The 13,943-nt window shown below is 58.6% G+C and carries 12 protein-coding genes; 6 read left to right on the top strand and 6 right to left on the bottom strand.

Annotated elements, in window-relative coordinates; genetic code table 11:
* Window positions 1-45: 45 nt before the first annotated feature.
* A complete protein-coding gene (locus ACFFP0_RS16840) occupies window positions 46-1,296 on the top strand; it encodes an AbrB family protein (RefSeq protein WP_377263043.1) in 1,251 nt (416 codons plus the stop codon).
* 53 nt (window positions 1,297-1,349) lie between these two features.
* On the opposite strand, the gene ACFFP0_RS16835 is transcribed toward ACFFP0_RS16840, so the two are convergent.
* Window positions 1,350-1,823: an Lrp/AsnC family transcriptional regulator gene (locus tag ACFFP0_RS16835; RefSeq protein ID WP_377263041.1), complete on the bottom strand. Its 474-nt coding sequence runs from the start codon at window positions 1,821-1,823 to the stop codon at window positions 1,350-1,352.
* Window positions 1,824-1,955: 132 nt separating this feature from the next.
* Here ACFFP0_RS16835 and ACFFP0_RS16830 point away from each other — a divergent pair, with 132 nt between their 5' ends.
* Window positions 1,956-3,626 carry an alpha-keto acid decarboxylase family protein gene (locus tag ACFFP0_RS16830; RefSeq protein WP_377263039.1) on the top strand — a complete coding sequence of 557 codons (1,671 nt, stop codon included), beginning with the start codon at window positions 1,956-1,958 and terminating at the stop codon, window positions 3,624-3,626.
* A gap of 117 nt (window positions 3,627-3,743) precedes the next feature.
* Here ACFFP0_RS16830 and ACFFP0_RS16825 read toward each other — a convergent pair whose 3' ends face one another.
* The 5 genes from ACFFP0_RS16825 to ACFFP0_RS16805 all read right to left on the bottom strand — a co-directional run bounded on the left by ACFFP0_RS16825 (window position 3,744) and on the right by ACFFP0_RS16805 (window position 9,369).
* Window positions 3,744-5,150 carry an aldehyde dehydrogenase family protein gene (locus ACFFP0_RS16825; protein ID WP_377263037.1) on the bottom strand — a complete coding sequence of 469 codons (1,407 nt, stop codon included), beginning with the start codon at window positions 5,148-5,150 and terminating at the stop codon, window positions 3,744-3,746.
* Window positions 5,151-5,183: 33 nt separating this feature from the next.
* A complete protein-coding gene (locus ACFFP0_RS16820; protein ID WP_377263035.1) occupies window positions 5,184-6,689 on the bottom strand; it encodes a tripartite tricarboxylate transporter permease in 1,506 nt (501 codons plus the stop codon).
* 13 nt (window positions 6,690-6,702) lie between these two features.
* Window positions 6,703-7,170 (bottom strand): tripartite tricarboxylate transporter TctB family protein, encoded by a 468-nt coding sequence (locus ACFFP0_RS16815; protein ID WP_377263033.1) that lies wholly within the window; start codon window positions 7,168-7,170, stop codon window positions 6,703-6,705.
* Window positions 7,171-7,291: 121 nt separating this feature from the next.
* Window positions 7,292-8,266, bottom strand: coding sequence for a Bug family tripartite tricarboxylate transporter substrate binding protein (locus ACFFP0_RS16810; RefSeq protein WP_377263031.1), 975 nt, complete (start codon window positions 8,264-8,266; stop codon window positions 7,292-7,294).
* A 122-nt stretch (window positions 8,267-8,388) separates the two neighbouring features.
* Window positions 8,389-9,369: a LysR family transcriptional regulator gene (locus ACFFP0_RS16805; protein WP_377263029.1), complete on the bottom strand. Its 981-nt coding sequence runs from the start codon at window positions 9,367-9,369 to the stop codon at window positions 8,389-8,391.
* Window positions 9,370-9,517: 148 nt separating this feature from the next.
* Here ACFFP0_RS16805 and ACFFP0_RS16800 point away from each other — a divergent pair, with 148 nt between their 5' ends.
* Genes ACFFP0_RS16800 through ACFFP0_RS16785 form a run of 4 tightly spaced genes read left to right on the top strand, consistent with a single transcriptional unit; the run spans window position 9,518 to window position 13,919 of the window.
* Complete coding sequence (locus tag ACFFP0_RS16800; protein WP_377263026.1) at window positions 9,518-10,474, top strand: hydroxymethylglutaryl-CoA lyase; 957 nt, start codon at window positions 9,518-9,520, stop codon at window positions 10,472-10,474.
* A 3-nt stretch (window positions 10,475-10,477) separates the two neighbouring features.
* On the top strand, window positions 10,478-11,680 hold the full coding sequence (locus ACFFP0_RS16795; RefSeq protein ID WP_377263024.1) for a CaiB/BaiF CoA transferase family protein: 1,203 nt from the start codon (window positions 10,478-10,480) through the stop codon (window positions 11,678-11,680).
* Between the two features lie 20 nt (window positions 11,681-11,700).
* Complete coding sequence (locus ACFFP0_RS16790; RefSeq protein WP_377263022.1) at window positions 11,701-12,570, top strand: NAD(P)H-binding protein; 870 nt, start codon at window positions 11,701-11,703, stop codon at window positions 12,568-12,570.
* A gap of 44 nt (window positions 12,571-12,614) precedes the next feature.
* Window positions 12,615-13,919, top strand: a complete 1,305-nt coding sequence (locus ACFFP0_RS16785; RefSeq protein WP_377263020.1) for an MFS transporter — start codon at window positions 12,615-12,617, stop codon at window positions 13,917-13,919.
* Window positions 13,920-13,943 lie beyond the last annotated feature (24 nt).

The following is a 13,943-nucleotide window of genomic DNA, read 5'->3' as shown; positions in this document are numbered from 1 at the left end:
TGTCATCCGCGAGATCGACGGACACGGCATGACCAAGCTGAGTTCATGGAGGGCGGCCAGATCGTCGAGCAGGGGCTGGACAATCCCCAAACCGAATGTTGCCGGCGTTGGCAAAAAGCAATGATAAAGAGAGAACTGCTTTTCTCGCTGACCGTTGCCGAGGCCGGGCGGCGCTATGCGGCAGTGACGCTCTCGAAGGTCGAGGACGACGGCATCGCCGATCCCCGTAATCCTCCTCAGTCTACTTCAACGCATATATCGCATACAGCCTCAAGCTCCACATGCTTTGAGGTCTTGTCACAGCCTGTCGCTATCATAAGCGCGATCAGCCAGAAGTATTTGAGCGGTCCCGACGGTCGCAAACAAGTCGCGGCGATGATCTCTTTGCCGGTGGGGCTTCCGGCTGTCGTCCGTTCCCCAATGATTGCCCTGATGGGCGCCGCGCTGGGCACGTCCATCAGCCCGTCACTGCTTCAGCAAGCTTATGAGTGGCTGCTGCCGATTGCGGGCATGGTTCTTTTATCCATTTTCGGCGGCGGCCTATCGTGGCTCTATTTCAACAAGATTGGTCGTCTTGATCCCGTCACGGCTTTCTTTTCGGCCATGCCCGGAGGAGTGATCGAGATGGTCATGTTGGGCGGTGCACATGGAGGCGACGAAAAGATCATCGCTCTGGTGCATGCCTCGCGCATCTTCATCGTTGTGCTGGTGACACCTTTTCTTGTTTCTCTGATATCAGGCGAAGCGATCGGCGCCCGCACAGCGTTATATCTGCCCCTTTCCAGTTTGGACTGGTCGGCAAGCAGCTGGCTTTTGTTTTGCATGGGCGCGGGTTCTGTTCTGGGGGCGATCCTCAGGTTTCCAGCCTACCCGCTCCTTGGACCGATGGCCGTTAGCGGATTGCTCCATTATTTCGACGTGATGAATATTCATACGCCAAGCATGCTCCTCTGGGCAGCGCAAGTGGTAATCGGTTGTAGCATTGGCCTTCGCTTCGCAGGAGTGCCGCTGGCCAGACTCTTGCTCACCTTTTTCCTCTCGATCGGCTCGGTTGCAATCCTGTTGTCGTCTGCGACGATCTTTGCGGTTGGCGTCTACGCTCTGACAGGAATAGCGATCCCTTCGCTTCTATTGGCCTACTCGCCCGGAGGGTTGGCGGAGATGAGCATCGTCGCCCTCACGTTGCATATCGCAGTGCCCTTTGTCGTCACTCATCATGTTCTCCGCGTTATCCTGGTGATTCTCGGGGCTTCAACGGTGTTCGGCTTTTTTGTCGTACAGAAGCAAACCAAGTAAACACTTTCCGCGGTTCCGCTGCATCGTCGATGCGGCGGAACACTTAGCGTCGGTCACGTTATATGCAGGGTGACGCCGCGATCACGCTTCAGTACATCGAGCACGATCGACGTTCGCACATGCTCCACCGAGTCATGAGGCAGCAGAACGTTGTTTATAAAGCGCGACAGCTCTGCAAGGTTCCTGACCGCGACCTTAAGATGATAGTCCATATCGCCAGTTAGCGCATAAGCCTCGATCACTTCCGGCAAGTCGTTCACCAGACGAGCAAATTTCTTTGCGCCATCGTGATTCTGTTTTGCCAGCGTGACCGATATCACTACCAGAAGATCGAGACCGATCCGACTACGATCCAGGACAGCTTGGTATCCCTCGATATAACCTTCCACCTCCAGCCTTGAACGTCGGCGAGAACATTGAGATGGAGAAAGCCCAATGCGATCCGCAAGTTCGTTATTGGTCAGCCGGCCATTTTTCTGCAATTCATCCAGGATCTTGAGGTCGAACCTATCCAGCCGGTCATTCATTGCGCGTTATCCGAAGTTAATGCACGAACCATGCACCGAAATAAATTAACATATTAATTATGCAAGGCTTTTGTGCGGCTTTTCGGCCATTCTCCGCCTGTCAGTTATCCATGGATTCAGGCGGCGAAAACAATGCGGATTACGATTGGAGATTTACTTCTCAGGCGTCTCACGGAACTGGGGATAGAGTATCTTCTGGGAGTGCCGGGAGACTATAACCTCCAGCTTCTGGAGCAGGTGAAAAACATGGGCGGGCTTGAGTTCGTCGGAACGTGCAACGAATTGAACGCTGCTTACGCTGCTGATGGTTATGCCCGGCTCAAGGGGTGTGCGGCCATTCTCACGACCTATGGTGTCGGAGAACTGAGCGCCATTTGCGGCGTTGCGGGTGCAAGTGCCGAGCATGTCCCTGTCGTATGTATCACAGGTGCGCCGCCGCTCTACGCCATGGAGCAGGGCATCGCGCTTCACCATACCCTTGCAGACGGCAACTACGATGACATGATGAATTGCTTCCGCCAGTTCACTGTGGCGCAGACGAGGCTGACGCCAACGAACGCAGCTGTCGAAATTGACCGCGTCCTGTGTGCATGCATTCGGGAGAAGCGGCCTGTCTACATCCAGTTGCCATCGAATATCTCCTATCTGGAGGTTGACGCGCCGGAAGGTGGCCTCGATCTGTCCTTTCCGAGCGAGCCTCTGCAGCTCGAGGCTGCATGCGCCCACCTGTTGCGGGTCTGGAGCCAGGCGACGAAGCCGGCACTTCTGATCGACATGGATGCCGAGCGCTTCGGCCTTGCCGCATTGCTCAAAAGGCTGTCGGAAAAAACACAAGCGCCCTATGCGTCGCTTACGACGGGCAAGTGCATTCTCGACGAAACGGCTCCCCTGTGGGCCGGGCTCTATGTCGGCGAGGCGTCCAGCGAGCAGGCGAAACAATGCATCGAAGGGTCCGATTGTCTGATCGCCACGGCTCCTCGGTTCATCGAGGGCAATTCCGGCCTTTTCACACAGAAATTGCCTGCAAGGACGGTCATGTTGGGAGGCAATAGCGTCACTATCGAGAACGTCCATTATGAAGGCGTTCGGGCCAGCGAGTTGATCGCAAGGCTGACAGATGGCCTTGAATCGAATGTCTGTGTGGATTTACCGGCAGCAGCGCGCCAATCTTGGCAGGTCGAACAGGATGCGCCCCTAACTCAGTCCCGGCTATGGCCTCGCATCGCCCGTTTCATTGATAAAGGTGATGTCGTGCTTGCGGAGAGCGGAACCTCGAATATCGGCTTGACACCGCAGATGCTCAGCGAAAACGTAACTTATGTTACGGCAAACATCTGGGGGTCCATTGGCTATACGCTGCCGGCGACGCTCGGCACCACGCTGGCCGCACCCGACCGACGTCATCTCCTATTCATCGGCGACGGTTCGTTCCAGCTTACCGTTCAGGAACTTTCCACGATACTGCGCCTGGGATTGAAGCCGATCGTCTTCCTGCTGAATAATCGGGGTTACACGATCGAGAGATTTATCCTCGGCATGGAGGATGCGTATAACGACGTTGCAAACTGGAAGTATGCGGACCTGCTCGGGGTATTTTCCGACGCCGGCAACTATATGGCCATGCAGGCGCGGACTGAAGCGGAGCTGGAGGCCGCGTTGGAGAAAGCAGCAGACAGCAACAGTCTTTGCTTCATCGAATTGCATCTCGATCCTTTCGATGCTCCGGCTGCGCTGAAGGTCTTCGGCCCCGCGACCGCCGAGTTCGACTACGGTCCCCGCGGTCCTCAGCGCCTTCTCGCCTGAAAGACAAAAACCAAAGGCCGGAGCGGTTTCTCCGGCCTTTGGTTTTTTGGTATGTCCTTGATTGGGGCAACTCCAGAGAAAATGTGGGAGTGTTGTTTCGGATAGGACACATAACGTTCAGATGAAGACCGACTGCGTTGTCGTCAGTTCTCTCAGGCCTTCGGCTCCGAACTCCACGCCTATGCCGGATTGCTTGACGCCGCCGAACGGCGCATTGGGCTGGATTGCGCCGTGGCGGTTGATCCATACAGAGCCGCATTCCAGACGGCTTGCCACCGCCTTGGCTTTCTCGATATCGCTCGACCATACCGAGCCACCCAATCCTGCCGGATTGTCGTTGGCTTTCGCCACCGCTTCGTCGAGACCCGTGTAGCGGATGATCGGCAGGGCAGGGCCGAACTGCTCCTTGTCGACCAGATCTGCACCATGGTCTATGTCTGCAATCAGGGTGATCGGGTAGAAATAGCCTGTCCCCCGCGAAGGAGCGCCACCTGTCAGCACGCGTCCGCCTTTCGCCACTGCGTCACGGACATAGTCGGAGACGATGTCGAACTGCATGCGGTTCTGGAGGGGGCCAAGAGCGTTGTCTTCCACCAATCCATCGCCGACCTTCACATTCGCCGCGTAGGCCGCAAGCGCCTGGCAGACGTCCTCGTAGATGCTGTCGTGGACATAGAGCCGCTTGAGGGCCGCGCAGGTCTGGCCGTTATTGATGAATGCGCCCCAGAACAGGCCTTCTGCTATCGCCTGCGGATCGGCGTCCGCCAGCACGATGCCGGCGTCGTTCCCGCCAAGTTCGAGCGTCAGGCGCTTTAGCGTAGCAGAGGCGCTCTGCATGACCTTCCGGCCGGTGGGAGTGGAGCCGGTGAACACGACCTTGCCGATATCCGGATGGCTGGTCAGCAGTGCCCCGACCTCGTTGTCGCCGGTGACGACGTTGACCACGCCGGGAGGGACGATCTCGTTGATGATTTCCACCAGCCGGATGGTCGAGAGAGGGGTGAAGGGCGAAGGTTTGACGACGACGGTGTTGCCGGTCCGGATAGCGGGCATGATGTGCCAGCACGCGATCATGACCGGCCAGTTCCATGGCGTTATGGACGCGACGACCCCGATCGGCTTGCGATGCAGTTCCACGCGGCCTTCCGGCGTGTCCTGCAATACTTCGACGGGCAGATCGATCGAGGCAGTATGGCGTGTCCAGGCGACGGCGCCCCCGATCTCGAACCGCGAGCCCAATCCGCCGAGGGGCTTGCCCTGTTCGAGGGTCAGCAGCCGCGCGAGCTCCTCTGACTTTTCCTCGATCCTTGCCGCGATTGCTGCGACTGCTGCGGCGCGATCAGCGGAAGACCTGGCGGACCATGCCGGGAACGCCGCCTTTGCAGCGGCAATGGCGGCTTCAGTCTGATCGACGGTTGCCACGGGCATCCGGCCCACGACCGTACCCGTCGAGGGGTTCAGGACATCGGCATGGCGATCGGCACGAATGGCTTTTCCGTTAATGAGGAGGTCGTATTCAGACATTTTCGCTCCGTATCGAGGTTGGGCCGGACATGGTTACGCTTCCTCTTCGAAAGCTACGGCGCGTGTGCGCCGGGCCATGGGCAAAAGGACGATGGCGATCAGGATGGCACCGCAGGCCAGCAGGGTTGCACTGATCGGACGTTGCAGGAACACCATCGGGTCCCCACCCGACAGCAGCATGGCTCTGCGCAGATACGCTTCGATCATGGGGCCAAGCACGAAGGCCAGGATAAGCGGCGCAGGTTCGCAGTCGATCTTCCGTAAAGCATATCCAAGCAAGCCGAAGCCAGCCATCAGAAACACTTCGAAAGAGGCATTGGATATGCTGTACGCCCCAATGACGCAGAAAACCACGATCATCGGGAAAAGGAAACGGTAGGGCGCCGATATCAGCCTCACCCAGAGTCCGATCATCGGCAGGTTGAGGATCAGCAGGAAGACATTGCCGACCCACATCGACGCGATGATGCCCCAGAACAGCTCCGGTTGCCGGGCCATGACGGCAGGCCCCGGCTGGATGCCCTGAATGATCATGGCTCCGATCATGAGGGCCATGACCGGATTGGACGGAATGCCGAGCGTCAGCATCGGGATGAAGGACGTCTGCGCTCCTGCATTGTTGGCCGATTCCGGTGCAGCGACGCCTTCGATCGCGCCATGGCCGAATTCCTTTCGGTTCGGCGAGATCTTTTTCTCGACCGCGTATGCGGTGAAACTGCCCAGCATGGCGCCGCCACCTGGCAGGATGCCGAGCAACGCGCCGATTCCGGTTCCGCGCAGGATCGGCATGACGGACCGTTTGAGATCGGCAAACGAGGGGAAAAGGCTGCCGACTTCGTAGGTGCTGGTCATACCATCCTCGCCGCGCTCGATATTGGCGATGATTTCGCCGATGCCGAACAACGCCACCGAGATGACGACGAAGTCAAAGCCGCCGAAAAGCCTGGGTTCGCCGAAGGTGAAGCGGGCGATACCGGAACTGACGTCGGTTCCCGCGGTGCCCAGCAGCAGTCCGAGCAGGATCATGCCAAATGCATGGAGAAGCGATCCGCGGGAAATGATGACCGATGCGACCAGTCCAAGGAGCATCAGGGAGAAATAATCCGCAGGGCCGAAACTCAACGCCAGCGATGCAAGCGGCGGCGAAAGGAGCGCGATCAGCAGGGTCGCGAGCGTGCCGGCGACGAAAGAACCGATTGCCGCGATGGCGAGAGCATGACCGGCCCTGCCTTTCCGCGCGAGCTGATATCCGTCGATTGCCGTCACCACCGCAGATGATTCTCCGGGCAGATTGACAAGGATCGCAGCAGTAGAGCCGCCGTATTGCGCTCCGTAATAGATGCCGGCCAGCATGATGAGTGCGGCATCCGCCGAAAGGCCAAATGTCACGGGCAACAACAGTGCGATCGTCGTGATAGGCCCCAAGCCTGGTAGAATGCCGATCGCGGTTCCGAGGATCACCCCGAGAAGACAATAGAAGAGGTTCTGCAGGGCGAACGCGGTCTCGAGGCCGAGAATAAGATTCTGTAGAATATCCATGTCGATCTGCCTGTTACGGGAGCAGCCATTCGCCAGCGATCGGCATCGGTACGCCGAGCAGCGTCACGAAGACGAGGCAACATATGGCCGACAGAGCAACGGTTCCGGCTGTCGCACGCCAGCTGAAACGAAACTCCGGGCTCGCCAGGGCCGCGATATGCAGAACTACAACGAGCGCGAGCGCCAGTCCGATCGGCTCTACCAGCAATCCGAACGCGATGACGGAAAGGGTGATCATGATCACCGGGCGCCAGGCGATGGCTTCGATTGCCTGTCCCTGCGTCAGAAAGCTGGCTATGACGGCAATGATGCCGACGCCGATCAGGAGGACGCTGATCAATACGGGGAAATAGCCGGCGCCCATGGCGCTCGAGGTTCCCAGCGGATATGTCCGCGCGATCATCAGCGCAATGGCGCCGACGGCGATATAAAGCAGGCCCGCTACGAGATGCCGCGGTGCGGAAATGCTGAAGTTCGACATGCGAACCATCCCAACGTCACTACGAGTTATCAAATTGGTCGCCCCGTCTGCTGCGGTTGCGAATTTCATCCCGGAGCGGGTTTGTGGTGCGGCGCACATTCGACTGCCGCACCAGCCATCGTTACTTGGCCTTCAATCCAAGATCGCCGAGGATCTTTCCGCGTGTTTCGTAATCGGCGGTGATAACGCTGCGGAAATCATCTGGAGAGCCGGCAGAAGGGCTTACGCCAAGCGCGTTCAGCGCATTGATCGTCTCCGGCTCTTTCAGTACCTCATTGATGCTGCCGTTCAGCTTTTCGACGACATCCTTCGGCGTCCCTTTCGGAGTAATGATGCCATAATAGATGCTGTAGTCGAAGCCAGGCCAGGTTTCCGCAACGGCCGGGACGTCGGGCTTGAAGCGGGAGCGCTGCTTGGAAGTCGCGGCAATGAGCTTTAGTTTCCCCGCGTCCATCAGCGGTTGAATGGATGTCAGCGCGCCAAAGGCCAAGGTGATCTGCCCGCCGGCAAGGTCGGTCATCGAAGCGGAGGTCCCGGGATAGGGAACATGGATCATGGAAAAGCCTGCCCGCTTCTGGATGTCTTCGCCGGCCAGGCGGTGAGGGGAGGACGGTCCCGAGCTGCCGAAGCTGAGCTTTTCGCCCGATGTCTTCGCGTAGTCGACCATTTCCGCGATCGTGTTCGGCTTGAAGCTGGTATTCGCGACGACGAAAAGCGAGGCCTCTGCAAGACGGGCGACGGGTTCCATGTGGTCGAGCGGATTCCACTTCGATCCTTCAGCCAGTTGCGGTTCGACCGTCAGCATGGAGTCGGTCGCCAGGGCCAGCGTGTACCCGTCCGGCTTTGCACCCGCGACCTTCTGCGCGCCAAGAAGTCCGTTCGCGCCGGGCAGGTTTTCGATGATGACCGGTGTCCCGAGCTTCTGGGCAAGGCGATCGCCCACCTTTCGGGCCAAGACGTCGGCCTGCCCGCCTGCCGTATAGCCGACGACAAGGGTGACCGGCTTCGAAGGGTAATTCTGAGCCTGAGCGATGGAGGCGCCTACAACAGCAAAGGCGGCGCCAAGATACATGATAGCTTTAGATTCGCGGAACATCTGATCTCCTCCCTAAGACGAAGCGACACCTTGCAAGGCGCGCGCCTCCCAACGCGATGCAATGGAACTTTAAGGAGAGCGGATGCATCTCGCCAATATATGTTTAAGAACCTATCCATCTGTTATCCAGAAGGCTTGTTATCTGTCGAGAGCTGTCGGCGTGGTGGGGTGGGAAATACGTCGCGGCATATCCAATGCCCCAGTTGCGCCTGATTGAGTATTACGGAGGTCAGAACCTTTGCAACTTCTTCGAAAGCGCGGCTATGGGGACGTTCCTTAAGCGACACCTGTTCAAGTGTTCTGAAGAGCTCGGGAGATACGATGGGACGTGCGCTCAGCGTGCCGACGCGCAGTTGTTCGGAGACCGATGCCCGCGATAGTATCGAGCATCCGATGCCGTGCTGCATGGCTTTCCGCAATGTCGCCAGCGAGTCGATCTCAAGCATCTCGCTTGGTTTGACCTTGCTTCTAAGCGCGTGGCTGTCAACGATTGCGCGTAATGACCCTGCTGGATAAGCAGCAATGATCGGCTGCTTTGGAAGATCGGAAAAAGCAATGGGCTCCCGATCTTTTCCGACGATGTCCGGCTTTCCCACGAGGCACATTTCCTCAGTCAGCAGCGGTCTGCTCGACAGCCGGGCGTCCTCGATCGTATTGTAAGCAACGGCAATGTCGATGTCGCCCGAAAGCACCTTGTTCACGTTCGTGATGCTCAGGCCTTCGCTGATGTGAAGGATAATTCCGGGGAGTTGCTCTCTGACCGCCAGAATGAACGGAAGGACCACCAGGTCGACTGCGGTATGAGCAAACCCGATAGACACCGTTCCCGTCGGCACCTCGGAGAATGTCTTGATGTCCGCTTCGGCTTTCTTCACCGAGCTGAGAATAGCCTTGGAATGCTCGTAAAGACGCTGGCCTGCCGAGGTCAACACGACGCCGCGAGCACGGCGCTCCAGGAGAGGTGTTCCAAGCTCCTCCTCCATTATGCGCAGATGATGGCTCAGTGCGGATTGTGCGACGTTAAGTGTTTGAGCCGCGTGGGTAAATGCTCCCGCTTCGGCAACGGCGACGAAATATCTCAGCTGTCTTAAATCAAGTGGCACAAACTCTTCCTATCTGGAAACAAGAACGATCGCATCACTAAAATATAATTGAAAGATGGAAACTGTCATGCCTTTTTGAATGCCGTGTGGTGTGAAGCCTGCCGATCTGGCCAGGGCTGCTTCACATGCGCCGGCATGGGAGGAATGAATGACGGATCTTCCGAATCGTATTGATATTGTCGAAGAGGGGCCGCGCGAAGGCTTTCAAATCGAAGCTGGTCCTATTTCAACCGCGGCGAAAATCGAGCTGATCGATGCGCTGTCGTCGACGGGTGCGCAAAAAATCCAGATCGCGTCCTTCGTCAGCCCAAAGGCAGTTCCCGGTTGGGCCGATGCGGACGAGGTCGTCTCCGGTTTCTCGCCCCGGCACGGCGTGGAATATACAGCTATCTGGTTCAACGAACGCGGCATGGACCGGGCGGTTGCCCACAAGGGCAAACTCAGTAATTCCGCCGCTATTTCTCTCAGTGCCTCGGAAGCGTTTTCCGAGCGAAACCTGCGTCGGGACCTGCAGGGTCAGCGCGCTGCGATGGTGGAGTACGTACGGGCGCACATGGCGGCTGGCGTTCCCGTCGAGCGTGTCATCGTCATGGCTTCGTTCGGATGCAATTTCTCTGGAAGGGTCAGCACCGACGCGGTGCTCACTGCGGTCGCGGACGGTCTGGCGATTGCCGACGACAACGGAGCGCGTATTCAAACGGTCACTCTTGCCGACAGCATGGGCTGGTGCTCCCCGTCAGCCGTCCGCCGGTTGGTCGATGCGGTACGAGAGCGGTGGCCCGATATGTCATTCGCCCTCCATCTTCACGACACGCGGGGTCAGGGCATTGCGGCGGCCTATGAGGGAATTCGTCTGGGCATCAGCAAATTCGATTCCGCTGTCGCCGGCCTTGGAGGTTGTCCGTTCGCCGGTCAGCCCGGTGCGCCCGGTAATATCGCCACCGAAGAACTTGTATTGCTGGCGCAGGAAATGGGCATCGAAACGGGGATCAATCTCGAGGCGATGATCGAAACGGCACGTCTGGCCGAGCGTATCGTCGGCCACCCCCTGCCGAGCGCCCTGCTGCGCTCCGGATCTCTTAAAGCATTCTTGAAGGATAACTGATCGATGGACAGTGAAAGCAAACCCCTTTCGGGTGTGCGGGTGCTCGATTTTGGTCATACGATCATGGGCCCGTGTGCGGGAATGATCATGGGCGACCTCGGGGCCGACGTCATCAAGATCGAACCGATCGATGGCGACCCTACCCGGCGCCTGCCAGGCTTCGCGGCCGGCTTTTTTGCAACGTTCAATCGCAACAAACGTTCGATCGCTCTCGACCTGAAAAGCGAGAGCGGGCGTCAGGTCCTCTATAGACTGGCTGCCACGGCCGATGTCGTGATGGAAAATTTCGGTCCCGGCACGATCGAGCGGCTGGGCTGCGGATGGGACGAACTGAGCAAGATCAACCCGGCACTGATCTTTCTGTCGATGAAGGGGTTTCTCAAGGGACCCTACGAGAACCGCGGCGCGCTGGACGAGGTCGTTCAGATGCAGAGCGGCCTGGCCTATATGACGGGACCGCCCGGCAAACCCTTGCGGGCAGGTGCATCGGTCATCGATATCCTCGGTGGAATGTTCGGCGTCATAGCCGTTCTGGGCGCCTTGCTCGAGCGCCAAACCACCGGCCGGGGCAAACGCATCGGCTCCTCCCTGTTCGAAAGCGCAGCTTTCCTGATGGCGCCACATATTGCCGGCGGCGTGGCTTCCGGCGAGCCGATGCGGCCGTTTCCCGCGCGCAAGAATGCCTGGGGAGTGTATGACGTCTTCGATACGAGGGATGGCGACCAGATATTTGTCGGCATCACCAGCGATGCGCACTGGCAAAGGTTCTGCCTCAATTTCGGTTTGACAGATCTCGGAAGCGATCCGTCCCTGGAGACAAACCCCAAGCGATGCGCCGAGCGTGACAGGCTTATTCCGATACTGCAGGCGTTGTTCGCGTCGAAGAGCACGGAAGAATTGCTGGCGTCCTGCGAAGCTGCAACAATTCCCTATGCCCGCGTCGGCCATCCTGACGATCTCGCCCACGACCCGCAGCTATTGGCGGGCGGTATGCTGAACGTTGCACTGTCAGCGCTGGGCGGCGGCGAGAAGATCAATCTTCCCGGTCTGCCCATGGAGTTTGGTGACCAGCGGACCCGCACGCTCGTCGATCGGCAGCCACCCGGGCTTTCGCAACATGCCGCCGAGATTCTCACTGAGGTGGGTTTCTCTCCCGAGGACATCGAGAGCTTGCAGAAAACCGGCGCCGTCAAATTGCAGTCTTAGCGCTTCGAGGAGAACGGATAATGATTGGCATAACTGGCGCTTCCGGCAATCTCGGAAAAGCCATCCTGGAGCAATTGTCCCGAGTGGGCGGACAGAGGCCTGACATCGTCGCCTGCAGCCGTAAACCGGGTCGTGACCTTTCGGCTCTCGCAAGCGAAACGCGCTACGCCGATTTTGCCGAGCGGGAGAGCCTTGCGGATGCTTTTCGGGGTCTTGACACGCTGCTGCTCGTGTCCGTGGAGTCTTCCGACGATGTTCGTGTGGATCTCCATTGCAACGCGATAAACGCGGCAAAGGCCGCCGGTGTTCGCCGCGTTGTCTATACCAGCTTTTTCGATGTCGATCCGGCGTCCCCGTCATTCGTTGCGAAAGTTCATCGGGATACCGAAGCGGCTCTGATGGCGTCCGGCCTGTCCTGGGTCATGCTGCGCGACGGGCCGTATCTGGATAATTCGGCCCGACGCATGGCTCTGGCTGCCAAAGATACCGGTCTGTTTCGCTGGTCGGCAGGGGAGGCGGCCCTTCCTTTCATCAGCCGCGGCGATCTTGCCGCCGCTGCCGCCGCTGCGATCTTGTCCAACCATGACAGGGTGGCATTTCGGCTCGCCGGTCCGCAATTGCTGACATTTGCCGACCTTGCCGGTCTGGTGTCGGCCCGTCTGGGTCAGCTCGTCACCTATCAGGCAATTTCCGATGCAGAGTTCGCGGAGGAACTGCGGATGAACGGCTTGCCTGACGACCTCGTCCACCGCCGGGTCGCTTATGCCCAGGCGATGCGTCTTGGCTACATGAGCGATCTGAACGACGACTTTTATAAACTGACGGGGCGGCGGCCGGAAGATGCGCGCACGGCGCTTCAAAGTATCGATCTCAGCGAACCAGTCCACTGATCGTTCGGGAGGGAGTCCCGTTCGGTGGATACAGGGAGGACAACTTGAATACGCAATCTAGACTATTCGAAAAGGCGATCTTCGCGAAGGTCGCCTGGCGCATCCTGCCGCTTCTCTTCATCGTCCAGCTACTTGGAATCGTTGACCGCTTCAATGTCGGCTTCGCCCAGTTGCAGATGTCAGCCGATCTCGGGCTTTCCCATGCGGCTTACGGTTTAGGCGCCGGCCTTTTCTTTCTCGGATACTTCGTCTTCGAAGTGCCGAGCAATATGATTCTCGCGAAAGTCGGCGCTCGGACATGGTTCACACGGATTCTCGTGACCTGGGGAGCCGCGACGATTGCCATGGCCTACGTCACGAACGAAGGATGGTTCTATTTCCTGCGTTTCCTTGTGGGCGCCGCCGAGGCCGGGTTTGCGCCAGGGGTTCAGCTCTATTTTTCGAAATGGTTTCCGAACGCCTATCGTGGCCGCGCCAATGGCCTCTTCCTGATGTCCATCCCCTTTGGAGGGTTGATCGGCGGGCCGCTGTCGGGGTTCATTCTCGAACATATGACCGGTCTCGGCGGGCACAACGGATGGCAATGGATATTCCTGCTCGAAGGTGCCATCACCGTTGCATTCGCGCCGATTGTCTTCCTGTTCCTTCCCAGCGAACCAAAGCATGCCAAATGGCTTGACGCCGAGGAACGGGCGGTAATCGACAGAAGCATCATCGAGAACGGGCAAGGCGCAAGGGCGCATTCCCTCCGGGACCTGACCCAGGGCCACAAGGTCGTTCTTCTCTCGGCGACCTATTTCCTCCTGCTTCTCGGCAATTACGGCATTTCATTCTGGATGCCTCAGATCATCAAGAATTCCGGCATTTCCTCCGCTTCCACCATCGGTTGGCTGGCTGCGATTCCGGCGCTCTGCACCCTTGTCTGCATGCCGCTCATCAGCCGTGCATCCGATATCGGCGGGCGGAAATGGTTCATCGTCGGCGGAGCGCTGCTGGCATCCTCCGGCCTGATCGTCACGTCGTCCTATCCGACGAATACCGTCCTTGCCCTTGTCGGTCTGGCCATGACCAGCGTCGGCGTGCTGGGCGTCGTGCCGACATTCTGGGCCTATGTCGCTCGATCCTATGTCGGCGCCGCGGCCACCGTCGGTTTCGCGCTGATCAACTCGATTGGCAACCTCGCGGGCTTTGTTGCGCCCTACTACATGGGCGTCGTTGCGGATACGACGGGATCGCCCGCAGGGGGCGGATATGCAATCGCGATTGCCGGCCTTTGCGCAGCGCTGCTTGCGGTGTTGTTCTTCGAGGGCAGCCAGCAGCCGCATCATGCAGTGGCTGGGAAGAACTGAAATGGACGTCACGGCTGTTCCTGC

Origin of the sequence: Neorhizobium puerariae, from assembly GCF_042429745.1 — a bacterium.
GTDB lineage: Bacteria > Pseudomonadota > Alphaproteobacteria > Rhizobiales > Rhizobiaceae > Neorhizobium > Neorhizobium puerariae.
This window is presented reverse-complemented; position numbering and strand designations above follow the sequence as displayed.